This is a genomic window from Citrobacter sp. Cpo030 (genome assembly GCF_030333005.1).
In the GTDB taxonomy this organism is placed as follows: domain Bacteria; phylum Pseudomonadota; class Gammaproteobacteria; order Enterobacterales; family Enterobacteriaceae; genus Citrobacter; species Citrobacter portucalensis.
Window position 1 is genome coordinate 1 of record NZ_JAOWGT010000037.1, and the last position, 24,948, is coordinate 24,948.

General features: G+C 51.8%; 24 protein-coding genes, 2 tRNA genes and 1 rRNA gene. 18 read left to right on the plus strand and 9 right to left on the minus strand.

What is annotated here, in order from left to right; all coding sequences use genetic code 11:
• Positions 1-120 precede the first annotated feature (120 nt).
• From rrf to dkgB, 3 genes are all read left to right on the plus strand, one after another.
• A 5S ribosomal RNA gene (rrf, locus tag OGY37_RS01015) occupies positions 121-236 on the plus strand.
• A gap of 55 nt (positions 237-291) precedes the next feature.
• A tRNA-Asp gene (locus OGY37_RS01020) sits at positions 292-368 on the plus strand.
• 164 nt (positions 369-532) lie between these two features.
• Complete coding sequence (gene dkgB, locus OGY37_RS01025) at positions 533-1,336, plus strand: 2,5-didehydrogluconate reductase DkgB (protein WP_148362420.1); 804 nt, start codon at positions 533-535, stop codon at positions 1,334-1,336.
• 21 nt (positions 1,337-1,357) lie between these two features.
• On the opposite strand, the gene yafC is transcribed toward dkgB, so the two are convergent.
• The gene (gene yafC / locus OGY37_RS01030; RefSeq protein ID WP_003830795.1) at positions 1,358-2,272 is read right to left on the minus strand and encodes a DNA-binding transcriptional regulator YafC; all 915 of its coding nucleotides are present in this window, start codon (positions 2,270-2,272) and stop codon (positions 1,358-1,360) included.
• A 104-nt stretch (positions 2,273-2,376) separates the two neighbouring features.
• Here yafC and OGY37_RS01035 point away from each other — a divergent pair, with 104 nt between their 5' ends.
• From OGY37_RS01035 to OGY37_RS01045, 3 genes are all read left to right on the plus strand, one after another.
• Entirely contained in the window at positions 2,377-3,552 is a 1,176-nt protein-coding gene (locus tag OGY37_RS01035; RefSeq protein ID WP_003830796.1) for an MFS transporter, read from the plus strand.
• Between the two features lie 131 nt (positions 3,553-3,683).
• The gene (locus tag OGY37_RS01040) at positions 3,684-4,484 is read left to right on the plus strand and encodes an endonuclease/exonuclease/phosphatase family protein (RefSeq protein WP_008783770.1); all 801 of its coding nucleotides are present in this window, start codon (positions 3,684-3,686) and stop codon (positions 4,482-4,484) included.
• 76 nt (positions 4,485-4,560) lie between these two features.
• Positions 4,561-5,331 carry a class I SAM-dependent methyltransferase gene (locus OGY37_RS01045; RefSeq protein WP_126319176.1) on the plus strand — a complete coding sequence of 257 codons (771 nt, stop codon included), beginning with the start codon at positions 4,561-4,563 and terminating at the stop codon, positions 5,329-5,331.
• A 49-nt stretch (positions 5,332-5,380) separates the two neighbouring features.
• On the opposite strand, the gene mltD is transcribed toward OGY37_RS01045, so the two are convergent.
• Both mltD and gloB read right to left on the minus strand, forming a co-directional pair.
• Positions 5,381-6,739: a murein transglycosylase D gene (gene mltD, locus OGY37_RS01050; protein WP_286619827.1), complete on the minus strand. Its 1,359-nt coding sequence runs from the start codon at positions 6,737-6,739 to the stop codon at positions 5,381-5,383.
• A gap of 71 nt (positions 6,740-6,810) precedes the next feature.
• Complete coding sequence (gloB, locus tag OGY37_RS01055; protein WP_197385267.1) at positions 6,811-7,566, minus strand: hydroxyacylglutathione hydrolase; 756 nt, start codon at positions 7,564-7,566, stop codon at positions 6,811-6,813.
• A 33-nt stretch (positions 7,567-7,599) separates the two neighbouring features.
• Between gloB and OGY37_RS01060 the strand changes: the two genes are divergently transcribed.
• Positions 7,600-8,322 carry a class I SAM-dependent methyltransferase gene (locus tag OGY37_RS01060; protein WP_126319174.1) on the plus strand — a complete coding sequence of 241 codons (723 nt, stop codon included), beginning with the start codon at positions 7,600-7,602 and terminating at the stop codon, positions 8,320-8,322.
• On the opposite strand, the gene rnhA is transcribed toward OGY37_RS01060, so the two are convergent.
• Entirely contained in the window at positions 8,319-8,786 is a 468-nt protein-coding gene (rnhA, locus tag OGY37_RS01065; protein ID WP_063941989.1) for a ribonuclease HI, read from the minus strand. The two genes, OGY37_RS01060 and rnhA, sit on opposite strands and share 4 nt — an antisense overlap.
• A gap of 64 nt (positions 8,787-8,850) precedes the next feature.
• Between rnhA and dnaQ the strand changes: the two genes are divergently transcribed.
• Positions 8,851-9,579: a DNA polymerase III subunit epsilon gene (gene dnaQ / locus OGY37_RS01070; protein ID WP_095533177.1), complete on the plus strand. Its 729-nt coding sequence runs from the start codon at positions 8,851-8,853 to the stop codon at positions 9,577-9,579.
• Between the two features lie 133 nt (positions 9,580-9,712).
• Positions 9,713-9,789: transfer RNA gene (locus OGY37_RS01075), tRNA-Asp, on the plus strand.
• Positions 9,790-9,945: 156 nt separating this feature from the next.
• Here the strand turns inward: OGY37_RS01075 and OGY37_RS01080 are convergent.
• Both OGY37_RS01080 and OGY37_RS01085 read right to left on the minus strand, forming a co-directional pair.
• Complete coding sequence (locus OGY37_RS01080; RefSeq protein WP_126319172.1) at positions 9,946-10,464, minus strand: FidL-like protein; 519 nt, start codon at positions 10,462-10,464, stop codon at positions 9,946-9,948.
• Position 10,465: 1 nt separating this feature from the next.
• Complete coding sequence (locus OGY37_RS01085) at positions 10,466-11,149, minus strand: transcriptional regulator (protein ID WP_243759883.1); 684 nt, start codon at positions 11,147-11,149, stop codon at positions 10,466-10,468.
• A gap of 750 nt (positions 11,150-11,899) precedes the next feature.
• Between OGY37_RS01085 and OGY37_RS01090 the strand changes: the two genes are divergently transcribed.
• The 9 genes from OGY37_RS01090 to OGY37_RS01130 all read left to right on the plus strand — a co-directional run bounded on the left by OGY37_RS01090 (position 11,900) and on the right by OGY37_RS01130 (position 21,003).
• A complete protein-coding gene (locus tag OGY37_RS01090; protein WP_003830808.1) occupies positions 11,900-12,448 on the plus strand; it encodes a fimbrial protein in 549 nt (182 codons plus the stop codon).
• A gap of 69 nt (positions 12,449-12,517) precedes the next feature.
• Entirely contained in the window at positions 12,518-13,066 is a 549-nt protein-coding gene (locus OGY37_RS01095) for a fimbrial protein (RefSeq protein ID WP_003830809.1), read from the plus strand.
• Between the two features lie 41 nt (positions 13,067-13,107).
• Positions 13,108-15,579 (plus strand): fimbria/pilus outer membrane usher protein, encoded by a 2,472-nt coding sequence (locus OGY37_RS01100; RefSeq protein WP_267397901.1) that lies wholly within the window; start codon positions 13,108-13,110, stop codon positions 15,577-15,579.
• A 26-nt stretch (positions 15,580-15,605) separates the two neighbouring features.
• Positions 15,606-16,382, plus strand: coding sequence for a fimbrial biogenesis chaperone (locus tag OGY37_RS01105; protein WP_100247262.1), 777 nt, complete (start codon positions 15,606-15,608; stop codon positions 16,380-16,382).
• 12 nt (positions 16,383-16,394) lie between these two features.
• Positions 16,395-17,000, plus strand: a complete 606-nt coding sequence (locus tag OGY37_RS01110; protein ID WP_048214874.1) for a fimbrial protein — start codon at positions 16,395-16,397, stop codon at positions 16,998-17,000.
• Positions 16,997-18,061 carry a fimbrial protein gene (locus tag OGY37_RS01115; RefSeq protein WP_149385248.1) on the plus strand — a complete coding sequence of 355 codons (1,065 nt, stop codon included), beginning with the start codon at positions 16,997-16,999 and terminating at the stop codon, positions 18,059-18,061. The genes OGY37_RS01110 and OGY37_RS01115 overlap by 4 nt, the downstream gene beginning before the upstream one ends.
• A gap of 9 nt (positions 18,062-18,070) precedes the next feature.
• A complete protein-coding gene (locus tag OGY37_RS01120; RefSeq protein ID WP_003830815.1) occupies positions 18,071-18,613 on the plus strand; it encodes a fimbrial protein in 543 nt (180 codons plus the stop codon).
• Position 18,614: 1 nt separating this feature from the next.
• A complete protein-coding gene (locus tag OGY37_RS01125; protein ID WP_286618224.1) occupies positions 18,615-20,282 on the plus strand; it encodes an O-antigen ligase family protein in 1,668 nt (555 codons plus the stop codon).
• A gap of 1 nt (position 20,283) precedes the next feature.
• Entirely contained in the window at positions 20,284-21,003 is a 720-nt protein-coding gene (locus tag OGY37_RS01130) for an EAL domain-containing protein (RefSeq protein ID WP_286618222.1), read from the plus strand.
• A gap of 15 nt (positions 21,004-21,018) precedes the next feature.
• Here the strand turns inward: OGY37_RS01130 and OGY37_RS01135 are convergent, their stop codons facing one another.
• From OGY37_RS01135 to fadE, 3 genes are all read right to left on the minus strand, one after another.
• Positions 21,019-21,429, minus strand: a complete 411-nt coding sequence (locus OGY37_RS01135; protein WP_003830819.1) for a Spy/CpxP family protein refolding chaperone — start codon at positions 21,427-21,429, stop codon at positions 21,019-21,021.
• 178 nt (positions 21,430-21,607) lie between these two features.
• Positions 21,608-22,375 carry an amidohydrolase gene (locus OGY37_RS01140; RefSeq protein ID WP_003830820.1) on the minus strand — a complete coding sequence of 256 codons (768 nt, stop codon included), beginning with the start codon at positions 22,373-22,375 and terminating at the stop codon, positions 21,608-21,610.
• A gap of 110 nt (positions 22,376-22,485) precedes the next feature.
• Positions 22,486-24,930, minus strand: a complete 2,445-nt coding sequence (gene fadE, locus OGY37_RS01145; RefSeq protein ID WP_003830821.1) for an acyl-CoA dehydrogenase FadE — start codon at positions 24,928-24,930, stop codon at positions 22,486-22,488.
• Positions 24,931-24,948: the final 18 nt, after the last annotated feature.

A 24,948-nucleotide genomic window follows, 5' to 3' on the forward strand; every position in this document is an offset into this window, starting at 1 on the left:
AATGAACCGTGAGGCTTAACCTTACAACGCCGAAGATGTTTTGGCGAAAGACAGACATCGATTTCAGCTTGATTACAGATTACATCAGAACGTAAAACACGGTCTGATAAACAGAATTTGCCTGGCGGCTGTAGCGCGGTGGTCCCACCTGACCCCATGCCGAACTCAGAAGTGAAACGCCGTAGCGCCGATGGTAGTGTGGGGTCTCCCCATGCGAGAGTAGGGAACTGCCAGGCATCAAATTGCAGTAAACCGGGATGAAGAATCCGGGTGGTGACAAAGAAATTCGGTGGAGCGGTAGTTCAGTTGGTTAGAATACCTGCCTGTCACGCAGGGGGTCGCGGGTTCGAGTCCCGTCCGTTCCGCCACTTATTAAGAGCCCTGAGCTAACGCTCAGGGCTTTTTCTTTGTCTGCAATTTAATTATTGCTGAATCCGCAAAAATCCTCTGCATTTTTCACTCTTTTTCTATAAAGAGCTGAAGCTCATAATCCTCTCAGTTAACGAACATAGTGATTAAAAAGAGGAATTCTATGACTATCCCTGCATTCGGTTTAGGTACTTTCCGCCTGAAAGACGACGTGGTTATCGCTTCTGTTAAAACGGCGCTTGAGCTAGGCTACCGTGCTGTCGACACTGCGCAAATCTATGATAATGAAGCGGCTGTTGGTCAGGCGATTGCCGAAAGCGGCGTACCGCGTAACGAGCTGTATATCACCACCAAGATTTGGATTGAAAATCTCAGCAAAGAAAAACTGATCCCAAGTCTGAAAGAAAGCCTGAAGAAGCTGCGTACAGATTATGTCGATCTGACGCTGATCCACTGGCCATCTCCAGGTGATGCGGTATCTGTTGAGGAATTCATGCAGGCGCTGCTCGAAGCAAAACAGCAGGGGCTGACTCGCGAAATTGGTATCTCAAACTTCACCATTCCGCTGATGGAAAAAGCCATTGCCGCAGTAGGTGCAGAGAACATTGCGACCAATCAGATTGAGCTGTCTCCGTATCTGCAGAGCCGTAAGGTGGTTGACTGGGCGAAAGCACACGGTATCCACATCACCTCTTACATGACGCTGGCTTACGGTAAAGCGCTGAAAGATGGAGTGATTGCGCACATTGCCGCTAAACATAACGCGACCCCGGCGCAGGTTATTCTGGCATGGGCAATGGGGGAAGGTTACTCCGTAATTCCTTCTTCTACCAAACGTGAAAACCTGGCAAGCAACCTGCTGGCGTTGGAACTGCATCTGGATGCCGAAGATAAAAAAGCGATCGCGGCACTGGACTGCAACGATCGTCTGGTCAGCCCGGAAGGCCTGGCCCCTGATTGGGATTAATTGCCTGACCCTCTGTACCCTTTAACCCTCTTTCACAGCTCCTTCGGGAGCTGTTCTTATATATTCACTTAAAAAGTCGATAAATGCCCGAATGCGCGTACTGACGGCACGATCGCTGTAATAAACTGCGCTAAAAGGCATCTCTACCGGCAGACGTTTATCTGCCAATAACTCCACCAGTTCACCCCGCGCGATCTCTTTATCTATCATATAATCTGAAAGACATGCGATGCCGTTGCCATTCAGGCAAAGCTGTTTTAGCGTTTCTCCACTGTTGGAAGAAATTCCGCACTCGACCTCATGCAGCTGTCCGTCGATACAGGCAATCGGCCAGGTATTGAGTGAAACCGGTTCGGAAAACCCCAGACACAGATGCTGGTTTAACTCCTCGACGCTCTCTGGCTTGCCAAAACGGGCAATGTAGTCCGGTGAGGCAATAATCTTACGATAGCTGGTAAATAACGGACGCGCACGTAGACTCGAGTCAGTCAGTGTACCCGCTCGTATAGCAACATCCACTTTTCGTTCAATAAGATTGATGAACGTTTCTGAGGAGACGAGAGACAGCGTCATCTCGGGATACCGCTCCCGGAACGGCTTGATTAGCGGCATCAGGAAATGCAACATCACCGGTGTTGCTGCGTCGATGCGCAGCAGGCCGCGCGGAGTATTACGCGACTCCATGATTTCCGTTTCTGCTGCAGCCATCTCTTGCAGTATCTGCTGCACCCGCCTGAAGTAGCGCTCTCCTTCTTCGGTCAGGCTTAGCTGTCGGGTCGTGCGATTAAGCAAACTGACGCCCAGTTTCATCTCCAGCTTTTTTACTGCCCGGCTGACCGCGGAATTGGCTTGTCCAAGCTGTTCTGCCGCCCGGCTAAAGCTGCCACTTTCCACTACCGCCACAAAAATCGCAAGTTCTTCAGAGGTTGCTTTCATTTTTGCACCTGACGCAAAATTATATTGAGATTTTGAATATTTTTGTCATTAAAACATCCTGGCATACTGCGTGTCATCTGATTACTGATGTTACGGAGTTATTTATGCCTCTCGCTTTATTTGCACTAACAATAAGTGCCTTCGCTATAGGCACTACTGAGTTTGTGATTGTTGGCCTGGTGCCAACCATCGCTCAACAGCTGGCGATCTCGTTACCTTCCGCTGGGATGCTGGTTTCAATCTATGCGCTGGGGGTGGCAATTGGCGCACCGGTACTGACCGCTCTGACCGGACGCCTTCCACGTAAACAGTTACTGGTTGCGCTGATGGTTCTGTTTACAGCGGGGAATTTGCTCGCATGGCAGGCACCCGGGTATATGACACTCATTGTTGCTCGTCTGCTGACTGGGCTGGCACATGGCGTATTCTTCTCGATTGGTTCTACCATCGCGACAAGTCTGGTGCCAAAAGAGAAAGCGGCTTCCGCCATTGCCATTATGTTTGGTGGCTTAACGGTGGCGCTGGTCACCGGCGTGCCGCTGGGAACATTTATCGGTCAGCACTTTGGCTGGCGTGAGACTTTCCTCGCGGTATCAATGTTAGGCGTGATTGCACTGATCAGTAGCCAGTTGTTGATCCCCGCCAACATTCCCGGTCGTGCAGCCGCCAGCATTCGCGACCAGGTGAAGGTGCTGACTCATCCCCGTCTGCTGCTGATTTACGCCGTTACGGCACTGGGCTACGGCGGTGTATTCACGGCATTCACCTTCCTGGCACCGATGATGCAGGATCTGGCGGGATTCTCCCCGGCAGCAGTAAGCTGGATCTTATTGGGTTACGGTGTTTCAGTGGCTATCGGTAATATCTGGGGCGGTAAGCTGGCGGATAAACATGGTGCGGTTCCTGCGTTGAAATTCATTTTCGCCGCGCTGTTTGTTCTGCTGATGGTCTTCCAACTGACGGCCTCTACGCAGTACGCCGCGCTGGCTACCATTCTGGTGATGGGGATCTTTGCCTTTGGTAACGTACCGGGATTGCAGGTCTACGTGGTACAGAAAGCTGAGCAATTTACGCCTAATGCTGTAGATGTGGCGTCAGGGTTAAACATTGCGGCGTTTAACATTGGGATTGCACTGGGGTCAGTGATTGGCGGGCAAACGGTCGAGCATTATGGTTTAGCTCAGACGCCGTGGATTGGCGCCCTCATTGTTCTGGTAGCTTTCCTGCTGATGGGGGTCAGCGGTCGTCTTGATAAACCCGTGCGTGTTGCTCTGGGGTAAATCATTGATGTAAGCGCCCACTTACAAAACAAACTGCAATTGTTCGTTGAAAGTGAGTGCTAAAATCCCTATAACAGAAGAACCAGTCCGGCTGCGGACTGGTTGACGTTACAGAGGTTTGAAAGTCTAAAGTGCGAAAAAACACCTATGCCATGCGTTATGTTGCCGGACAACCCGCCGAGCGGATTTTACCGCCGGGGTCGTTTGCGCATATTGGCCAGGCATTACCCGCAGGCGTTCCGTTAAGCAGTGAAGACCGCATTCGCGTGCTGGTATGGAATATTTTTAAACAGCAGCGCGCAGAATGGCAGTCGGTGCTGAAGAATTTTGGCAAAGATGCGCATCTGGTATTATTACAGGAAGCGCAAACCACGCCAGAACTGGTGCAGTTTGCGACCGCTAACTATCTTGCTGCCGATCAGGTTCCTGCCTTTGTGCTGCCTCAGCATCCCTCTGGCGTCATGACGCTCTCTGCTGCTCATCCTGTTTACTGTTGTCCATTGCGCGAGCGTGAGCCTATTTTACGGCTGGCGAAATCGGCTCTGGTAACGGTGTATCCGCTGCCTGACTCTCGATTATTAATGGTGGTGAATATCCACGCGGTTAACTTTAGCCTCGGCGTCGATGTTTATAGTAAGCAGTTACTTCCCATTGGCGATCAGATTGCTCATCACAGCGGCCCGGTTATTATGGCTGGCGATTTCAATGCCTGGAGCCGTCGACGGATGAATGCGCTATACCGCTTTGCGCGTGAAATGTCGCTGCGCCAGGTACGTTTTACTGACGATCAGCGCCGACGCGCGTTTGGTCGCCCTCTCGATTTTGTGTTCTATCGTGGTCTGAACGTGAGTGAAGCCTCTGTGCTGGTCACCCGTGCATCCGATCACAACCCGCTACTCGTTGAATTCAGTCCCGGCAAACCTGAACAATAACGGTGTGTCAGGTCTGCCGTAGGGCAGGCCTGTGATGGTTGCCCTTCCTATTTCACAACAACCGAAGGACAACACAATGACAACACGCTCTCACCATGACAACGTCGAAAAACAGTTTGGCTCTCAGGCTAATGCCTATTTAACCAGTGCGGTGCACGCCTCTGGCCGTGACTTGCAGCGTCTGAGGGAAAGGTTATCGGCATTTCCGCAGGCCCGTGTGTTGGATATGGGATGTGGAGCGGGGCATGCCAGCTTTGTAGCCGCGCAACACGTAAAGCAGGTTGTGGCTTATGATTTATCGTCGCAGATGCTTGAGGTGGTCGCTGAGGCGGCAAAAGACAGAGGCCTGGAGAATGTCGCCACACGCCAGGGTTATGCCGAAAGTCTGCCATTTGAAGATAGCGAATTTGACGTGGTAATTAGCCGCTATTCTGCGCACCACTGGCATGATGTCGGACGCGCGCTGCGGGAAGTGAACCGCGTTCTGAAGCCCGGTGGTGTATTGATTGTGATGGATGTGATGTCGCCAGGCCACCCAGTACGTGATATCTGGTTGCAAACCGTGGAGGCGTTACGCGATACCTCGCACGTTCGTAACTATTCCAGTGGAGAGTGGCTGTCGTTAATCAACGATGCCAATTTGATTGCCGATACTTTGTTAACCGATCGCCTGCCACTGGAGTTCAGTTCGTGGGTCGCGAGGATGCGCACGCCCGCGGCGTTGAGCGACGCGATTCGTGCATACCAACAAAGTGCTTCTGCAGACGTGAAAGCCTACTTTGCGTTACAGGAAGATGGTTCGTTTACCAGCGACACGATAATGGTTGAGGCACATAAAGCGGGATAAATAAAAAAGGCACTGGGGGGAATCCAGTGCCTTCATTTCTACAATGCTATCAGGAATCCGGCATGCCGTTGTTTTTCACAAACAACGTGAGCTGATCGCCTGGCTGTAGATTGTCCGTATCGCTGTTCCAGCGCATGACATCTTTGATGTTAACCCCGTGACGTTTGGCAATGCTCGACAACGAGTCGCCTTTACGCACACGATAGGTGATGCTATCGCTGTTGTTCGCCAGACGCTGCGCGCTGGTACCCGCACCCACCGTCAGGTTTTGACCCACTTTCAGGGATGACCCGCGCAGATTATTCCACTGCTTAAGGTCATTGGTGCTCACGCCAAGACGTGAAGCGACGCCAGAAAGCGTATCGCCAGAGCGAACTTTGTAGCTACGACTGTTCAGCGGCGTGTTATCCGCGACCAGCGTTGACTGCACGGCTGCAATTTCGCCTGAAGCCAGAGATTCACGCAGCTTCTCTGCATGCTTCTTTGGCACCATCACATATTGCGGGCCGCTGGCACCCAACGTGGAGCCTTTCACACCTGCATTGAAAGTCTTCAGCTTGCTGACGGAAATACCCGCCATATCGGCAACCTGAGCCATCTCAACCGGGCTACTCAGGCGAACACGTGCCAACGCGCGGCTTTCGTCTGTTGTTGGCAGACGCACGCCATAGCGTTTGCTGTTTTTGAGTATATCGCTCAATGCCAGCATTTTGGGCACATACTGCTTTGTTTCCTGAGGCAATGGTAACGACCAGAAGTCAGTGGATATTCCACGTGCTTTGTTCGTTTTGATTGCCTTCATGACACGACCTTCACCGCTATTATAAGCAGCAACGGTCAGCAGCCAGTCGCCATCAAACATCTTGTTCAGACGCTGCATCATGTCCAGTGCGGCGGTGGTGGAAGCCACAACGTCGCGACGTGCATCATAATTGCGGGTCTGTTTTAAACCATAATTGCGCCCCGTGCTCGGAATGATCTGCCAAATACCTGCGGCATTGGCGCCAGACGTTGCGTGAGGATCAAAAGCGCTCTCCACTATGGGTAGTAGTACCAGTTCCATTGGCATGTTACGTTTCTTAACCTGCCCGGCTATCCAGTACATATACGGCTCTGCCCGTAAAGTTACATCGTGGAGATAGCTCTTATTACGTAAATACTTCTGTTTTTGTTCGCGAATCCGGTTGTTTTCCGGAATTCCCATCTTTAGCTCGTCACCAATGAAAGCCCACAAATCTTGATCAGCAGCGATAGATGTTCCGTCGTCCATCCATCGCGCCTGACTTGTAAACTTTCCTGCTTCCCCTTGACCAGCTGCAGAAAGGCTCTGTGCGTGTTGTTGGACGTTACCAGTATTCTGGCACCCAACAAGCAGGACAGAGGCGAGTAATATCGCTTTTGCCTTCATGTGTGTGTCAATAGTTGCTTAAAAGACGACCGATCATAACGGCGAAGTTTTCAAAAGGCAACCAGGAATTGTCAGAACGTATCTTTCTTTGACCTTAACCAGGCAAAACGCTCTTCAGGTTGTTGCAATATTGTTTCTTTGTTTATTTCATTAATTAAATCAATATCTTCTGTTCTCAAAAAAAGATTATTTCGCCGCTCATTTTTCAGAATTACGGGTAGTGTCATTTGTTTTTTTACGCGTAACTCATTAACTTTACGATAATATTCATTTATGAACGAATCGTGCGGGAGAATGCTTAAGGCAAACTTCATGTTTGCTAATGTGTACTCATGTGCACAACAAATTAATGTATCGTCAGGAAGTTCGTTTATTTTTTTAAGTGATTGATACATTTGAGTTGCTGTGCCTTCGAAAAGTCGACCACAACCGCCAGAAAAGAGCGTGTCACCACAAAATAAGTAAGGATGGCTAAAGTAACAGATATGTCCTAAAGTGTGACCCGGAGTAGCAATTACCCTAAATTCATGCCCCAAAACGAGTGCAATATCGCCATCTTCGACTATGTGTGTCGTTCCCTTATCTTGCGTTTCAGCCGGTCCGTATACCACTATTTGTGGGAAATGTTGCAGGAGTTCTTTCACACCGCCCACGTGATCCTGATGATGGTGGGTTAGCAGGATGGCTTCCGGCACCCAGTTATGCTCTGCAATGGCTTTCAAAACAGGAGCCGCCTCACCCGGGTCCACAATCAGACAATGCTGGTCATTATTTGACAGGACCCAGATGTAATTGTCCTGAAATGCAGGAATACTGTTAAGATTCATATATTACCTCTCAATGCGTAACGGAAGGTTGTGATGAAACCGGCAAGGATCCCTCAAACTGTCGTAGCGCCCGTTAGCTGGGATGATTTGCCCTGGGGCGAACACTATCGTGAGGCGCTGGAGCATCAGCTTAACCCGTGGTTTGCAAAAATGTACGGTTTTCATCTGCTTAAGGTTGGTAATTTAAGCGCAGAAATCGATTCTGAAGCGTGCGCGGTTTCTCATCAGGTAAATGTTTCTTTGCAGGGATCTCCCATGCAGGTGACGGCCGATCCTTTGCATCTTCCCTTTGCCGATAAGTCCGTGGATGTCTGTTTATTGGCCCATACGTTACCGTGGTGCTCTGATCCGCATCGCCTACTGCGTGAAGCCGATCGCGTGTTGATTGATGACGGCTGGTTGATTCTGAGCGGCTTTAACCCGGTAAGCTTGATGGGATTGCGTAAACTGATACCCGTATTGCGCAAGACATCGCCCTATAACAGTCGGATGTTTACCCTCATGCGTCAACTGGACTGGCTATCATTACTGAATTTTGAAGTGCTGCACTATAGTCGTTTTCATGTTCTGCCCTGGAACAAGAAGGGCGGGAAAATGTTAAGCGCCCATATCCCCGCGCTGGGCTGTTTACAGCTGGTGGTTGCGCGCAAGCGAACCATTCCGCTTACGCTCAACCCGATGAAACAAAATAAAAGCAAAACGCCTATCCGTCATGCCGTTGGCGCGACCCGGCAATACCGTAAACCGGACGCTTAAGCCTCAGCCTGATACCCAATATCATCCTGAGTCGGGCTCATGGCCGCGGTGCGCGCAAGCTCATCGCAGCGTTCGTTTTCCGGATGGCCCGCATGGCCTTTAACCCATTCCCATTTGATTTGATGCGGCCCCAGCGCGGCATCGAGACGTTTCCACAAATCGACGTTCTTCACCGGTTTTTTATCTGCTGTTTTCCAGCCGCGCTTCTTCCAGTTGTGAATCCACTGCGTAATGCCCTGGCGCACATACTGGCTGTCCGTGCTGAGTATCACTTCACACTGTTCTTTCAGGGCTTCCAGCGCAACGATTGCCGCCATCAGCTCCATGCGATTATTAGTGGTGAGGTTGTAGCCCTCGCTAAAGGTTTTTTCGCGCCCACGATAGCGTAAAATCGCCCCATAACCACCAGGCCCTGGATTTCCCAGGCAAGAACCATCGGTGAAAATTTCTACCTGTTTAAGCATCTCTGGTAGACTTCCTGTTTTAGCAAATCGAAATCAAACGATAAGTCTGACATAAATGACCGTTATGAGCACTGGAATTACACGACAGATCGTCCTCGATACCGAAACTACCGGTATGAACCAGATTGGCGCCCACTATGAAGGCCACAAGATCATTGAGATCGGTGCGGTTGAAGTGGTGAACCGCCGCCTGACCGGCAATAACTTCCATGTTTACCTGAAGCCGGACCGGCTGGTGGACCCGGAAGCGTTCGGCGTACACGGAATCGCAGACGAATTCCTGCTCGATAAACCTACGTTTGCCGATGTAGCCGACGAGTTTCTCGACTACATTCGCGGCGCGGAGCTGGTCATTCATAACGCATCGTTCGATATCGGCTTTATGGATTACGAATTCGCGAAGCTCAAGCGTGATATTCCAAAGACGAATGAATTTTGCAAAATAACCGATAGCCTGGCGCTGGCGAGGAAAATGTTTCCTGGCAAGCGAAACAGCCTTGATGCGTTATGCTCGCGCTATGAGATAGACAACAGTAAACGAACTCTGCACGGCGCATTGCTCGATGCCCAGATTCTGGCCGACGTTTATCTGATGATGACCGGCGGGCAGACCACGATGGCGTTCTCAATGGAAGGCGACAGCCAGCAGCAGAATGACACGGGGATCCAGCGTATTGTGCGACAGTCCAGTAAACTACGCGTTGTTTTCGCCACTGATGAAGAGTTAGCGGCCCATGAGTCACGCCTTGACCTGGTGCAGAAGAAAGGCGGAAGTTGCCTCTGGCGGGCATAGTTTGTACGTTTACCGTATGAAAATGGCCATTCGGGTGATTTTTGCAGCAAACGATTAAAAACGTGAGAAAAAGCGTTGACGAGGCGCGAGGCAATCCGTAATATTCGCTTCGTTCCCAAGCGGAACACAACGCGGAGTGGTAGTTCAGTTGGTTAGAATACCTGCCTGTCACGCAGGGGGTCGCGGGTTCGAGTCCCGTCCATTCCGCCACTATTCAGAAAGCCTGAATCAGAAATGATTCAGGCTTTCGTCGTTTTAGCCCGCCAAAAATAATAATCTCATTATCACGCTTTATCGACCGCGCCCGAGCTTTCGGGTGGGCAACACATCAGGTCATCCTTAACCCGACGCATATCCAGAAGGCGATTAACTTGCGAAGTGATTCATCACGCAGGCGAAGCGGGGTGAAAAGTTATCGCCAATAAGTACCGTTTCCTCATTCAGGTGCTTTAGCATATACAGTTTGTCGGCACGTTCGTAAGCATCGAAGAAGAGATAGTCGACAGCGTCCGTTGCATCATCATCGGGGGATTTTTCTCGCCCATCGGGAGTGAGCATAAAAACGCCTGCGGTATGGCCGAGTGGACGGACATAGCGAAAGAACAGTTTTCGGTTAACAGCGAACTCGCCGTCGTCACTTTTGAGTTTCCCCTGGACTGACAATGTAAGGTGTCCGGAGTTGTAGCTGGTTATCAGCATTATTCCGTGGAGTTCCTTTTTTGTATTCTGGATGTCGAGTATCGACGTGAATTCCGAGGAGCAGGAAAAACTGATTTCTTGTTTTTTCTCATTCCCGGCGATAATAAAAAAAGCGATAGCCGCCAGCCCAAAAATGGCAATCACGACTGACCATAGTAAAGGAGAGTGATCGCTTTCCTGCTTCATATCATTCCTCATGATGGCGATACTGGCTGATGCAATGGTAATAGCCGAGGTTTAGCCCGCATTCCGCGGTAAACGACCACTCAACCAGATTATGGTTGCTCGCCCAGGTATTGAGATACAGATCTTTTGGGTACGAACAGTTGGGGTTAATACCCACGGACTTGAAAATATCCAGCGCTTTTTTTTCGGTTATGGTGTCGGTGAGGGCGTTTCCTAATATATGCACACGGCATTGCTCGTAGTCGATAGTCCGCAGGATCGCCGCGTCCGTCATCGCGATTTCATTGGGTATCCATGTTAGCCACGCTGTCGCCAGCACGGCGATGCCGGTAATTAACGTTGTTATCGTGACAGGCCACAGGTTTCGTTTCTTTTTCCTGGGCGTCAATGCAACATTGGCTATTCTGGTGGGCGCTTGCGATTCCTCCAGTTGCTGAATATTGATACTGGCGTCGCTCATCCGAAATCCTATTCGCGGAATAGTGACGATCAGTTCTGCAGGATGGCCCGTAGACGTTATTGCTTTGCGCAGAAATGAAATGTGCTGATTGAGATTAGCATCCGTCGCTCTGGCGCCATTATGCTGGAAAACATTCTGCAGAATTTCATCGCGCGAGGATATCTCTTTACCATTTTGCAACAGATAGAGCAGTAATTGTGTTGCCACATTATTCAATGTGGCCATTTCACCAGATGCCAGGTCTTTTAGGGTATTTTTATGTGGTCTGAAAACTAAGCCATCACCAATAATTACGGATTTAATTTTGTTTATTGGTATATGAGAAATCACTGATGTCTCCTTTAAAGCAGGATATCTCGCATTCGAGTGGGGGAAGCAATAGCATAACATAATTCATTTATAAAAAATGATTGTACCATAGATCACTTTATTAATATTTATATAACAATCTCTTAATATATCTAATAGAATCCTCCAATCTCCTTCCTCTCTTTCACTATCTTATTGTCATTACTCGATTTTGATGCCCAATTTCATTTTTACAAAACATTCATAAATACATTTTGCCTGTTCTTCTTGCTAAATAAAAAAATAGTTGATAGATAAAAACTCTATAAAAACCATAAATGATAGACATTAACACTGGTATTGGCGTGTTTTTTGGCTATTTTTTAGGTAAACGATCGCTCTACAGACAGTGTTACAACACGATTCCCTGAGTTTGATTAATACCGGATTTTTGCATTGTGTCATTTTTTCGTCGACTTAATATAAGCCCCGAAACAGCGTAAACAACTGTGGACGGTATTTCTGATGGAATACCAATGAAGTTCAAAATACGGGGTGGCTTGAGATGGATTGTTTGCAAGGAAATGCACTTCCGCCACCTGCAGATCAGGGTTTCCCTTGCATAAATTGTCTGTGGAAATAGATCGTCGGAATAACCAAAAAACAGATATAAGGTTAAGTAGTAATATGAAAATGAAAAACGTGGCTGTGGCTTGTGCGCTGATGGCGGGAATGACTTTTACTGCATCTTCTGCTTTCGCTGCAAAAAATGTTGAACCGACTAACGGTAAAATTCACTTCACTGGTTCTCTGGTTAATTCCGCATGCGGTCTGGCCCCAGAATCCAGCCCGGTGCAGGTTAATTTTGGTGAGATCCCAACTTCTCAGTTAAAAGACAACCAACGTGCTGGTGTTAAGCATGCCAAAATCGTTCTGCAGGGCTGCGATACAACTGTTGCGAAAACCGCCACAGTAACCTACACCCCGGCAACGATTGATACCGACAACAATGCGCTGGCTGCATTTACCTCGGGTACAGCAAAGGGCGCGGGCATCGGTATGATTGACAGTGGTAACCAGGACGTGAAATGGGGCGAAGCCGCATCTCAGGTCAACATTACCGATGGCGAAACCGACATTGATTTCGTTGCTTATCTGCAGGCCAACAACGCATCCGCAGCAGTAACCCCGGGTGACTTCGAATCTACCGTTAATTTCCAGATCGATTATCAGTAACGATCTGCTGCGGGCGCAATTATGCGCCTGCTTAACCCTTCCTGCGAATAACTGAAAGGAAATGCGGTGATGCCTGGATGGCGTATTTTACTGCTTTTTATCTTCATATCGCCTGCATGGGTTTTGGCTGACACCCATCGTCTTGTCAGTACGCCCGGCAAAATGCGCATGCGGGGAAATATTATTGAGGCTGCCTGTTATGTCGATCCACACGACCGGTCGCTGCTGGTTGAATTTGATGACCTCTCAGCCAGAGATATTTCCGGAAAACCTGAAAAAGTATCTGCGCATGATTTCAGCATTCATTTGCTGGGATGTTCATTAGGGGATTCTCAACACCCCGGAAATCTGTTCCAACGCGCCAATATTACCTTTTCCGGCGCACCGGATAGTGACAATCCTGATTATCTGAGCGTGCAATCGGAAACTGAAAATTTAGCGATAGAAATATATGACGGCAGAGGCAAGCAAATTCATTTGGGTGAGCCATCACCGGATTATGCGCTTAACCCAGGGAAAAACACGCTCAATTTTACGGCTTATTTGATCTCCCGCGACGGAAGAATGACGTCTGGTGAATTTACTGCAGTCACGCATTTTGTTGTGAATTATCTCTGAGCTGCACAGCAATTCGGGTATCTGAAGGTTTGCGAACGAAAATGATCACGCTGAAAACAGATAAAAAACGTCTGGCGCTTTTAATTGCTCTGGTCTGTGCCTCTTCATGGGCTGAAGCGGATGAGTCTATTGAATTTAATACTGACGTCCTGGATGCCAGTGACAGACAAAATGTCGATTTACAGCGTTTTTCCGAAGGCAACTTTGTGACTCCCGGAGAATATCTACTGGATGTTCGTATTAACAGCCAGGAGATCCCTCAGCAGTCGATCCGTTATATCGTTGATCCTGCCAACGCGCATAAATCCATGGCGTGCCTGACGCCGCAACAGCTCGAATTACTGGCGCTCAAAGAAGAGGCGCTGACCTATATTCATCCGATTAGCGCGACCTGCTATGACATTTCCCGCCTGCCGGGTGTGGTGCTGAATAATAGCGCAGGCGTACTGGACATTACCGTGCCACAGGCATGGATGAAATATACCGATCCAGACTGGACGCCTCCGGAGCGCTGGGATAACGGCGTCGCGGGACTGATTTTCGACTACAGCGTTTCGGGCCAGGCCACACATTACGAACAAGGTGGCGATCATTACCGCTCACTGTCTGGTTATGGACAGACGGGCTTTAACCTCGGCGCGTGGCGCTTTCGTGGCCAGTATCAGGCCAATTATGCTTCGGATGAAAATCGTGGGCGTATCGACTGGGAGCAGATCTATGCCTATCGCCCGTTACCGATGCAGGCTGCAAAACTGACGGTCGGTGAAATATATCTGAATTCCCAGGTGTTTGATTCAGTGCGATTTACGGGGGCTAACCTCGCCAGCGACGAGCGCATGCTACCACCGAATTTGCAGGGCTACGCGCCCGAAGTGCACGGCATCGCCCGCAGTAATGCGAAGGTCACCGTCAGTCAGCAGGGGCGTGTTATCTATCAAACCACTGTTCCAGCGGGGCCATTTAATATTCAGGATCTACATGGCTCGGTACGCGGCACGCTGGATGTTCGCGTCGAAGAGCAGGATGGCAGCGTACAAACCTTTCAGGTCAATACGGCCGATATCCCTTACCTGACGCGCCCGGGCTATGTTCGTTACAACGCCGCTGTCGGTAAGCCATCGCGTTATAACCACGACGTCCAGGGACCTGCATTTTATAGCGGTGATTTTTCATGGGGGGTCAGCAATGCGTGGTCACTGTACGGTGGCGCGTTGCTCACTGGCGATCGCTATAACGCCTGGTCGATGGGGATTGGGCGGGATTTGAGCTGGTTGGGCGCGCTGTCGGCTGACGCGACGCAATCCGTGAGCCGGGTGAAGCATCAGGCTGAACAAAAAGGGATGTCCTTTAAGCTCAGCTATGCCAAAACCTTTGATGAATACAACAGCGCCATCACCTTTGCCGGTTACCGTTTTTCACAGCGTAACTTCCGCACCTTCTCGCAGTTTCTCGACGAGCAGTATGAAAATAACAACAGCGCCGGTAACGAAAAAGAGATGTACACCATCACCGGTAACAAGACCTTTTTTGCCGACGACCCGCAATTAGCGACCACGCTGTACCTGACCTATACCCACCAGAATTACTGGGATCGTGGCTCTCAGGATCGTTACGGGGTGTCGATGGGGCACAGCTTTTCGTTCGCAGGCATTCAGGGGATCAGCGCTAACCTTGCTGCTTACCGCTCTGAGTATCAGGGCAAACGGGACGACAGCCTTTCGCTGTCCATTTCGGTGCCATGGAGCGATGGTCGCTCAATGGATTATGAAGTGCAAAACAGCGGCAGCCAGACCAGTCAGATGGTTTCGTATTCCGATAACCGCGACCGTAACAATCCATGGCGACTGCGCGCAGGGGTTTCCGGTGAAGGGCACACCGCGTTTGATGGCTACTACAAGCATCGCAGCATGATGGCGGAACTGGAATCTAACGTCAGCTGGCAGCAATCACGCTATTTCTCCGTTGGTGGCACGATGCGCGGCGGCTTTACCGCAACGCGTCATGGCGCGGCGCTACACAACAGCCAGGCGTCGATGAATACCGCCAGGGTGATGGTTGATACCGACGGTGTGGCGAATGTACCGCTGAACGGCGAACAGGCGCACTCAAACCGCTTCGGTATTGCCGTCGTACCGGACGTCGTCAGCTATCACAGCTTTGATACCCGTATCGATGTGGACGCAATGGACGAGGACATTTCCGCGACCAAAGCCATTGTCACCAACACCCTGACGGAAGGCGCGATTGGTTATCAGCGCTTCGCCGTGGCGCAGGGGCAAAAAATGATGGCGCTGCTGCGCCTGAAAGATGGTTCGGTACCGCCGTTTGGTGCCGAAGTGTTTAACGCCAACGGTGTTAGCGTCGCCATGGTGATGGAAAACGGCATGGCCTGGATTGCGGGTGTGAATCCAGCCGAGCGTCTTTCTGTTGCCTGGGGCGGTCGCGCGCAGTGTCACTTACAGGTGCCTCAACAAATCAACCCGGAAGGTAACGTGCTGTTGCCTTGTGAATAATATCAATAACCTGAATGAATTTTGTCATGAAAAATCAAGCATTTTACTCCGTGCAGCGTTGGCTCAAACCCGTGGTCTGCGGTCTGCTTTTTATTGCAGAGATCAACGCCTCATGGGCGGGCATTGCACTTGACCGTACCCGTCTGATCATCACCGGTGATGCGCGATCTGTCAGCGCGAACTTAACCAACACCAGTCCAAGCATTCCGTTTCTGGCTCAGTCGTGGGTGGAAGACGCCAATGGAACAAAAATTACCTCGCCGTTGATGGTTTTACCGCCGCTGCAGCGGATTAACGGCGGGCAAAAGGGCATTGCGCGTGTGACAAAAACCAGCGGTATTAACGCTCTGCCGCAGGATCGCGAAAGTCTGTTCTACCTGAATGTGCGTGAAATTCCGCCCAAGCCGGATAAGCCGAACGTGCTGCAACTGGCGATGCAGTCACGCATCAAACTGTTCTACCGTCCGACCGCCATCGTGCCGGAAACACCGGGCGCCGTGTGGCAAAACCAACTGGTCTTTCATAAGCAGGGGCAGCGCTGGAGTGTGGATAACCCTACGCCGTACTTCGTTACCTTAATCGGCTTAAGCCGCAAGCCTGAAGCGCAGGGCGGCGACAGGCTGACTGACTTCCCTGGGATTATGGTTTCACCAAAGTCCTCTCTCGATTTCAGCGTGGCCGACGGCAGCGTTAGCCAGTTCAGCATGATGTATGTGAACGATTTTGGCGGTCATCCCGAATTGAAATTCAGCTGCACAGGCAATGTGTGTAAAGCATTGCCGATGGAGCAACAGCCCCGGTAACAGGATTCGTAAATGAAAAAGATGCTTTGCGCTCTGCTGATGGCGGGCATGGCCTGCTCGGTTCAGGCCACAAGCGGTCGCCAGGATATGAGCAATGTGTCCGGCGAGTATGGCAACGTCCGCTTTCATGGGCGAGTGTTCGTTTCGCCGTGCGTGCTGGATATGGCCTCCCGCGATCAGACTATCGATCTTGGTGATATTTCCGCCAGCCGTTTTCGCCAGGGCGGCGATCGCAGCGATCCGGTATTGGTCACGCTGTATCTGAACGGCTGTTTAAAGGGCTCCGGTCATACCTTAAGGGATTTCCCCGGGCAGACCAGTGAGATGCCGGAGCTGGCGCATAGCACGGTGGAACGTGGCGTTTCGATGACCCTAATGGCTGAAGGCGCGCCGGAAAACAGCGATTTGGGGCGCATTCGCGGCGATGTGCGTGGTGCAGGCATTCGGCTACTGACCGAACGCAACCAGTTGATCCACCTGAACCAACCGCAACGCATGTGGATCCTCAAACCGGGCGATAACGCCATTCATTTTCTTGCCGCGCTGGAATCTTTTGGGAGAGAGGTGACCGCCGGAGAATTTAACGGTCTGGTCAGACTCAAGCTGGAGTATCTATGAGCGTATTACGTAAAACGCTGTTGTGGGTGGTGCTGGCAGGCTGTCCGATAGCCGGGCAGGCATTTACACAGGGAGAAGGTGAGCCGGAAGGTGGGTCGCCGCATCAGTACGATATTGAACTGAGCTCGCTGGATGTCAGCAAAAACCACGTGGGTGGCAGAACGGAGCCGTTCCCATGGAATCTGGGTGGCTGGTATGTGGTGAATTTCTATTGCGAACAGGCTGACATCTCCCGAGCACCAATTTACTACACCACCACAACCACGATGCCGCCTTCAAATCAGGGGGCGAACCGTTTTCGGCTAAACGAGTATCTGGATGTGGAAGTTCAGGTGTGGGTTGCCGGGGGCTATAAAAAATATGTGCAGGCGCCTTTTACCAACGTTTCAAACCGCAACAGCAACAACAGCTGTAAAAAGCGTAAGGGCTACACGCGAGCGACTAACGTTGAAAGTGGTTCAAAAGGGAAAGTGACGTTTATTGTCACTAAACCCATTATCAATGGCATCAATATCACTTCCCAGTCGCTGGTGGAGGTGGCCGGGCGCATGGGAAGCGCGGGACCTACGCCAACCACGGCGATTTCTCGCGTGGTGATTAAATCCGGGCTGATTACCGTCCCGGACAAATGCACCTTCAACCGGGGAGACAAAATCAGCATTGAGTTTGGCGATTTGCCTGGATCCGCTGCCCGGCTCAACGGCACTAACTACAGCAAGTCAGTCCCTATACATGTGGTCTGTGAAGGCGGGAGTTTCGATCAGGGTGCGCTGAACATTAATCTTGGTATACAAACGACCACGGCGTCAGGTACGGCGGGGTTTAACGGTAATCTCCTTGGCACGCTGAGCGGCGGACAAAAGCGCGACGATCTCGGCATTATGATTAAAGACGAAAGTGGTGGCACCGTCGTGCCTAATCAATTCTACAACGTGAAGGGGTTTTACCAGAATCAGGGCGACTGGAATCTCACCGCTGCGCCGGTGGCAAAGCCGGGCGTGGGAAGCGTGAAGGAAGGTGAATTTGAAGCCTCTGCTACCGTTGTCGCGCAGTTTCAGTAGGGGGATGTCATGAGATTCTCGGCGTTATTCGCGACCAGTATGTTACTGCTAGGTGGCATGGCGCAGGCCGACACCAAACTGGTCGGCGGCGACATGTATTTTCACGGCACCATCAGAGCGCTGGCCTGTAGCCTTGCACCGGGAGGCGACAAAATCGAGGTCGATTTCAAGCAAATCGCGACACAGGATCTCTATCTCTCGGGGCGCAGTAAGCCGGAAAAATTCAGCATCCAGTTACGCGACTGCAACCCTGAGGTTTTCCGTGGGATCTCGGTTACCTTCAGCGGCCGAGAGGATGCGGAGCTGACCGATCATCTGGCGCTGGATAGCAGTGAACAAGGCGGCGCGTCAGGGATCGGGATTGGGATGAGCGAAGAGGACGGCACGGCAATCCGCCTTGATGAGAGCACGTCAGTCAAAGAGATAACCGAAGGCTCGATGACGCTGAATTTCTTGGCGTGGGTCGCAGCGGAGCCATCGGCGATAAAAAATCAGTCTCTCGAATACGGTCCGTTCAGCGCCAGCGGGACCTGGACGTTGAACTATCAGTAGCATGATGAACGTACTGAATCGCATTGCGCCGCTGCCTGCGCAGAAATTATTGCTCGGTATTAGTCTGTTTTTCTGGTGTGGGGCCATGCATCTCTACTGGCCGAACAACGGCGGCAGTGGTCTGTCGTTGCCGCTTAATATTACAAGCTGGATCTACGCTGTTGTACTGGCTGCAAGTGCATTGATGCTGGTGCCTCGTCAACGCTGGCGCATCACTGTGCCAGCTGCGGGTTTTATGGTCGGGGCGTTCATCCTGGTGTTGCTTTGCCTTCAAACGCCTGATATCTGGCAGGCCGAGGCACTGCTGGTGGCGGGGGCGTTACTGGGCGGTGTGAGCGTCTATCTGGTCACATTACAAATTCCGCTCACGGCAAACACCCTGACGGCACTGCTGGCTCTGTTATGGGGGGCGTGCGTCATTGAATGTCTGGCGTTTGTCTATCAGTACTGGCATTTGCCGGGCGTTGATTACTGGGAGTTTGCCTGGCGGCGCGGTACGCGGCCCTACGGGATATTTCAGCAGGTCAACCTGATGGCCAGCTTCACGGCATGCGGTGTGCTGCTGTCAGCGCCGCTCTTTTTACGCCTGCACGGCGGGTATCGAATTGCCATTGGGATAGGCCTGGTAATGATGGGATTTGTGCTGCATGAATCTCAGTCGCAAACCGGTTACCTGTCTCTGGTTGTCGGTGAAGCGCTGCTGCTGGCGGTTTTCCCGGCGCAACGGCGCACGCTACTGCTGCTTCTACTGCCGCTGGCGTTAGGCGTGGCGATAGGGGCTACGGCCCGCCATTTTTTGTCTGTGGTCACGGTCGATCATCTGACGACTTCTCAAGTGCGCTGGACGGTGTTGAAAACGTCGCTGGCATTATTTGTCGAACGCCCGTGGATGGGGTGGGGCGTGGGCAGTTTTGCTGCCGTGTTTCTCGAACGCGCGGGGCCATTGGGGCTGGGCAGCATTTCGCATCCGCACAACGAACTGGTGCTGTGGCTGGTGGAGGGCGGTCTGGTTGGGCTTGCGGGGGTACTCTGTTTTATAGCGGGTGGTTTCTGGCTCTGGCTGCACGGTAATTGCTGGCGTCGCGCCTGCCTGGTGGCGGCACTGCCGGTGGTTATTCATATGTTGACGGAATACCCCGTCAGGCAGTCAACGCCACACTGGCTGCTGTTGATCCTGTTGCTTCGATGTGCAGACAGCGCGCGAACGGGAATACGCCTGGTGCTTACGTCAACGTCGCTGATTCGCGCGGCAGGGTTTATCTCGTTACTGACCGTCGCGCCATTGCTGCTTCTCACGCTGCACACGCAACAGCAATTGACGCTGGCGGAGAGGCAGTCAACGCAGTGGCTTCTTGCCGAACCGCTCCCTGTCGGAGGCTGGCTTCTTACCAGTCGCTATCGGTTTGATGTCCAGATGGGGTATCTGCAACGGTATCAGCGTACCCGGGACGCACGTTGGCTGGAAGCGGTTCGCCGCTGGGCGCCTGATTATGTGCGCGTTCACCCAGACCCTAATGTCTCCTTCACGCAAATCTTACTGGCGTTGCACCAGCGCGACCTGGTCGAGGCGCATCGTTTGGCGACGCGCTTTTGCCTGATATACCCAAACGATCGCCGTATCCCGTGGCTGCAGGATGCACGACGTCCTTTTAATAAAATAATGGAATGATATGAACAGATTCAGTGAACAGGCCCGTTATGTGCCAGAACTTCCCCGCAACGCCGAACTGCTGTGGATCACCGGGATCCGTTTGCAGCGCATTCATTTTTTTGATGACGCATCGCTGGATGTTTGTGAGGTGTTAAGCCAGGTACGCACACCGCTCCCACTGGATCTGTTTTTCAAGCACCTTTCCATCACGGCAAAACAGCAGCTTTTTCTATGGCAAATGCAGCGGGTGCTGGCCCTCTCGGGAAGCTATTCGCTGAATTTATCCGTCAGGATGCTGACCAGTCTGTCATGGATCACGCGTCTCACAAAGCAGGGGCATCAGGGGAGGATTGTTATTGAGATTCAGGATCCGGGCTCCATGATGCGCCTGGATAAGGCAGAGCAGCAGGCCGTATGCATTGCCGTAAAAACGCTGGTGCGTCACGGGTTTCGCGTGTGGCTGGATGATGTTTCGCCTGAGCTATTTTTTGTCTGGCGGCTGTCGGGCATCCGTTTCGATGCCATCAAAATTGAAAGTGGAATGTTTCATCAGTTCAGAACATCGGAGTGGCAGTTGAGGGTTCTGGTCAATCAATTTCGTGGGCTGGGTGAACGGGTTGTCATTGAGGGGGTAGAAACACCACAGGATTATGCCATTTGCCGTATGAGCGGCGCAGATGCTGTACAGGGCTTTCTGTTCGAGCAGGAAATTTTACCGAAAAGCCTGAATCATTGCTGACTCAGGCTCTGAAAATTACTCGCTCAGCGTCTGTGCGATATCTTTTTGCACCTGCTGGCGCTGTTCTGGGGTCAGCACTTTGTTCAGGTCAAAATAGTATTTTACGCGATAATAACGCGCCTGCTGTTCGATGTTGCTGAACGCAGAAAGCTGTTTCTGAACGGCAGCTTCATCCCATTTCCCGGACTTGATGACGTCAATCAACGCGCCGTCTTTAACATCTTTCACCGAAATCTGGCTGACGTTGGTTTCAAGCTGCTGGTGCAGTTTTTTAATCTGCGCCACCTGGTCGTTGGTCAGCTTAAGATGCTGAACGACAGGGTCCTGAGCTGGAGCAGGAACATTGGATACGTTTGCTGCAAGCGTACTAAAAGAAGCGCCCGCTAAGGTAGCCGCCAGCAAAGTCATGCGTAAGAAGTTCTTCATGTCGAGATCCTGATAAGGGAATTATTAACATTGTCAGTCACTCGCTGGTTGCGAGTGATTATCCTTTGCAGAATACGATGCCCGCCGCATGTCGCCACGCGAATTTGTTTTGCGGTTGGTTACGGAGTGAAACAATCCCGCCACGGAAAACGTTGTGCAGCGGGAGTGAAGGCGATAGTTATAGCGTGAACGGGTCGGCGTCTTGCCAGGCGGGAAACTTCTCGCGATACTCGCGCAGCGCTGAGAGTGACAGTTCGGCGTCAATGCGTGTGGCCTGATGCGGCTCGGCGGTGGCAATAATCTCACCCTGCGGATTAATCACCCGGCTGTCACCGCGATAATGATGACCGTTACCGTCTGTGCCCACGCGGTTACATCCTGCTACATAAGCCTGGTTCTCAATCGCCCGTGCGGCAAGCAGAAGCTGCCAGTGCAGCGAACGCGGCGCAGGCCAATTGGCAACATACAACGCCAGGTCGTAATCGTTGCGATTGCGCGACCATACCGGAAAACGCAGGTCATAACAGACCAACGGCAGAATGCGCCAGCCGCGCCATTCAACAATAACGCGCGCGTCACCCGCATGGTAATGCTGATGCTCGTCCGCCATGCGGAACAGATGGCGCTTGTCGTAGAAATGCACATTACCTTCGGGCTCAACCAGAAAAAAGCGGTTTACCGGGCCGCGTTCAGACTGGGTAGCAGCGCTGCCCGCGATCAGGGCGTTGGTCTGTTGCGCTTTGGCACGCATCCAGCTTACGACTTCTTCTTGCGGCAACGATTTATTTGCCGCTTCCATGGCAAATCCGCTGGTAAACATCTCGGGCAACACGATGACATCACGTCCGGCGACGGTTTCCAGTTGTCGGTCAAAATGGCGCAGGTTGGCCGGGCCATCCATCCAGATCAAGGGTTGTTGCAGCAGAGTAATTTTCAAACCAGGCACGATCGAGGCTCCTCGTTGAACAACATTTTGACACTGTAGCATGAGCATTAATGAAAATGTGGCAATAAAAAGCCCCGCATTAAGCGGGGCTAAACGTTGTGCGTATATCGTTATGCGGCTTCGACTTTACGCACTTTCTCTGGCAGCTTTACCGGCTGAGTCGCCAGCTCCTCGGGTTCAAAGTCATCCACGTTGATACTGCGCAGGCGGCTCGCTTCGGCTTTCACCAGAATCGCGGCTTCATCTTTATCAATCAGCCCTTTCGCCAGCGCATTGTGCGCCAGTTCGTCGAGGCGGGTAAATGGCAGGTTTTTACCCAACTCTTTACAGATCCGCTGGTGGATAGGGTCGGCTGCAATCACGTCCAGCAGCGCCTCTTCCAGCAAACCAACCGGGTTATGCTCGCTTGGCGTCAGATATTGACCGCGACCAATACGAGAACGAGTCGCGCTCGGAACCTGCAAAATCTTCGCGACTTTATGGTCCAGCTTGTCAGACGGAGCGTCGTAGTGGCGACCGGTCGGGAAGATAACCACGTTCAGCAAGCCCGCGACCAGACGGTTCGGGAAGTTTTTCAGCAGATCGTCCATCGCCTGTTCCGCTTTGTACAACGCATCCTGAACGCCCCAGTGAACCAATGGCAGGTCCGCTTCATTACGGCCTTCATCGTCATAACGTTTCAGTACCGCGGAGGCCAGATACAGCTGACTTAACACATCGCCCAGACGCGCGGAGATACGTTCACGACGCTTCAGACTGCCACCCAGTACGGCCATGGACACATCTGAAAGCAATGCCAGGTTGGCGCTCAAGCGGTTCAGGTGCTGGTAGTAACGTTTGGTCGCATCGCCGGTTGGCGTGCTGCTGGTTAAGCCACGTGTCAGACCAAGCCAGAAGCTGCGTACTTTGTTACTGCCAACGTGACCGATGTGTTTGAACAGCAGCTTGTCGAACGCATTCACATCGTTACTCTGTGCCGCAGCCATCTCTTCCAGAACATACGGATGGCAGCGAATCGCACCCTGACCGAAGATCATCATGCTACGGGTCAGAATGTTGGCACCTTCTACGGTAATGGCGATTGGCGCACCTTGATAAGCGCGGGCGAGGAAGTTGCTTTCGCCAAGCATAATGCCTTTACCGCCAGTGATATCCATCGCATCGATGATTGACTGCTGCCCGCGGTGGGTACAGTGATATTTCACGATAGCCGACAGCACCGCCGGTTTTTCACCCAGCATAATGCCGTAGGTAATCAGTGATGCCGCAGCGTCCATCACGTAGGCGTTACCGGCAATACGTGCCAACGGTTCTTCAATACCTTCCATCTTACCGATGGAGATTTTGAACTGGCGACGAATGTGCGCATACGCGCCGGTGGCCATTGCGACCGATTTCACGCCGCCCGTCGAGTTAGACGGCAGGGTAATACCACGTCCCACAGACAGGCATTCCACCAGCATGCGCCAGCCTTGACCGGCCATTTTCGGACCACCGATGATGTAATCAATCGGTACAAACACATCTTTGCCCAGCGTCGGACCGTTCTGGAACGGCACGTTCAGCGGGAAGTGACGACGCCCAATTTGTACGCCCGGCGTTGAGGTTGGGATCAGTGCACAGGTAATGCCGAGATCTTCTTCACCACCTAGCAGTTTTTCCGGGTCGGAGAGTTTAAATGCCAGACCCAGTACCGTGGCGATAGGGGCCAGCGTGATATAACGTTTGTTCCAGGTCAGGCGCATACCCAACACCTGCTGGCCCTGCCAGTCGCCCATACAGACCACACCGGTATCAGGGATCGCCCCTGCGTCGGAGCCTGCTTCCGGGCTGGTCAGAGCAAAGCATGGGATCTCCTGACCGCGAGCCAGGCGCGGCAGGTAATGATTTTTCTGCTCTTCGGTGCCGTAATGTTGCAGCAGTTCGCCTGGGCCTAATGAGTTAGGTACGCCAACGGTGATCGCCAGGATCCCGGAAACACCGGAGAGTTTCTGCAGAACGCGAGCCTGAGCATATGCTGAGAATTCCAGCCCGCCGTACTCTTTCTTAATGATCATCGCGAAGAAGCGGTGTTCTTTCAGATATGCCCACAGTTCCGGCGGCAGATCCGCGAGTTCATGGGTTATCTGGAAGTCGTTCGCCATGCGGCACGCTTCTTCCACTGGACCATCAATAAACGCCTGTTCTTCAGCGGTCAGATGCGGTTGAGGATAGTTATGCAGTTTTTTCCAGTCAGGCTTGCCCTGGAACAGGTCACCTTCCCACCAGGTTGTACCGGCATCAATCGCTTCTTTCTCAGTACGCGACATCGGCGGCATGACTTTACGGAAACCGCGGAACACCGGCGCAGAGATCATAGATTTGCGCATCGGCGTAAAGTTAAACGGTACGAGAATAATGGCCAGAGGAACCAGCAGCCAGACTGACCACAGGCCAGCCACGCCAAGCGCAGCCGTCCAGGCGAGCAAAATTAAGCTGCTGAGGAATAAGCTCACGCGGTGATAAAACAGAACGCTGAGCAGAACAACCGTAGCGATAATACTCAAAATCATCATAACGAAAAGCTCCCTTGC

What these genes read in the sequence shown, in the direction of transcription:
- dkgB (WP_148362420.1), top strand. Translation starts at nt 533, where the DNA reads ATGACTATCCCTGCATTCGGTTTAGGTACTTTCCGCCTGAAAGACGAC.
- yafC (WP_003830795.1), bottom strand. Translation starts at nt 2,272, where the DNA reads ATGAAAGCAACCTCTGAAGAACTTGCGATTTTTGTGGCGGTAGTGGAA.
- OGY37_RS01035 (WP_003830796.1), top strand. Translation starts at nt 2,377, where the DNA reads ATGCCTCTCGCTTTATTTGCACTAACAATAAGTGCCTTCGCTATAGGC.
- OGY37_RS01045 (WP_126319176.1), top strand. Translation starts at nt 4,561, where the DNA reads ATGACAACACGCTCTCACCATGACAACGTCGAAAAACAGTTTGGCTCT.
- mltD (WP_286619827.1), bottom strand. Translation starts at nt 6,739, where the DNA reads ATGAAGGCAAAAGCGATATTACTCGCCTCTGTCCTGCTTGTTGGGTGC.
- gloB (WP_197385267.1), bottom strand. Translation starts at nt 7,566, where the DNA reads ATGAATCTTAACAGTATTCCTGCATTTCAGGACAATTACATCTGGGTC.
- OGY37_RS01060 (WP_126319174.1), top strand. Translation starts at nt 7,600, where the DNA reads ATGAAACCGGCAAGGATCCCTCAAACTGTCGTAGCGCCCGTTAGCTGG.
- rnhA (WP_063941989.1), bottom strand. Translation starts at nt 8,786, where the DNA reads ATGCTTAAACAGGTAGAAATTTTCACCGATGGTTCTTGCCTGGGAAAT.
- dnaQ (WP_095533177.1), top strand. Translation starts at nt 8,851, where the DNA reads ATGAGCACTGGAATTACACGACAGATCGTCCTCGATACCGAAACTACC.
- OGY37_RS01080 (WP_126319172.1), bottom strand. Translation starts at nt 10,464, where the DNA reads ATGAAGCAGGAAAGCGATCACTCTCCTTTACTATGGTCAGTCGTGATT.
- OGY37_RS01085 (WP_243759883.1), bottom strand. Translation starts at nt 11,149, where the DNA reads ATGGCCACATTGAATAATGTGGCAACACAATTACTGCTCTATCTGTTG.
- OGY37_RS01090 (WP_003830808.1), top strand. Translation starts at nt 11,900, where the DNA reads ATGAAAATGAAAAACGTGGCTGTGGCTTGTGCGCTGATGGCGGGAATG.
- OGY37_RS01095 (WP_003830809.1), top strand. Translation starts at nt 12,518, where the DNA reads ATGCCTGGATGGCGTATTTTACTGCTTTTTATCTTCATATCGCCTGCA.
- OGY37_RS01100 (WP_267397901.1), top strand. Translation starts at nt 13,108, where the DNA reads ATGATCACGCTGAAAACAGATAAAAAACGTCTGGCGCTTTTAATTGCT.
- OGY37_RS01105 (WP_100247262.1), top strand. Translation starts at nt 15,606, where the DNA reads ATGAAAAATCAAGCATTTTACTCCGTGCAGCGTTGGCTCAAACCCGTG.
- OGY37_RS01110 (WP_048214874.1), top strand. Translation starts at nt 16,395, where the DNA reads ATGAAAAAGATGCTTTGCGCTCTGCTGATGGCGGGCATGGCCTGCTCG.
- OGY37_RS01115 (WP_149385248.1), top strand. Translation starts at nt 16,997, where the DNA reads ATGAGCGTATTACGTAAAACGCTGTTGTGGGTGGTGCTGGCAGGCTGT.
- OGY37_RS01120 (WP_003830815.1), top strand. Translation starts at nt 18,071, where the DNA reads ATGAGATTCTCGGCGTTATTCGCGACCAGTATGTTACTGCTAGGTGGC.
- OGY37_RS01125 (WP_286618224.1), top strand. Translation starts at nt 18,615, where the DNA reads ATGATGAACGTACTGAATCGCATTGCGCCGCTGCCTGCGCAGAAATTA.
- OGY37_RS01130 (WP_286618222.1), top strand. Translation starts at nt 20,284, where the DNA reads ATGAACAGATTCAGTGAACAGGCCCGTTATGTGCCAGAACTTCCCCGC.
- OGY37_RS01135 (WP_003830819.1), bottom strand. Translation starts at nt 21,429, where the DNA reads ATGAAGAACTTCTTACGCATGACTTTGCTGGCGGCTACCTTAGCGGGC.
- fadE (WP_003830821.1), bottom strand. Translation starts at nt 24,930, where the DNA reads ATGATGATTTTGAGTATTATCGCTACGGTTGTTCTGCTCAGCGTTCTG.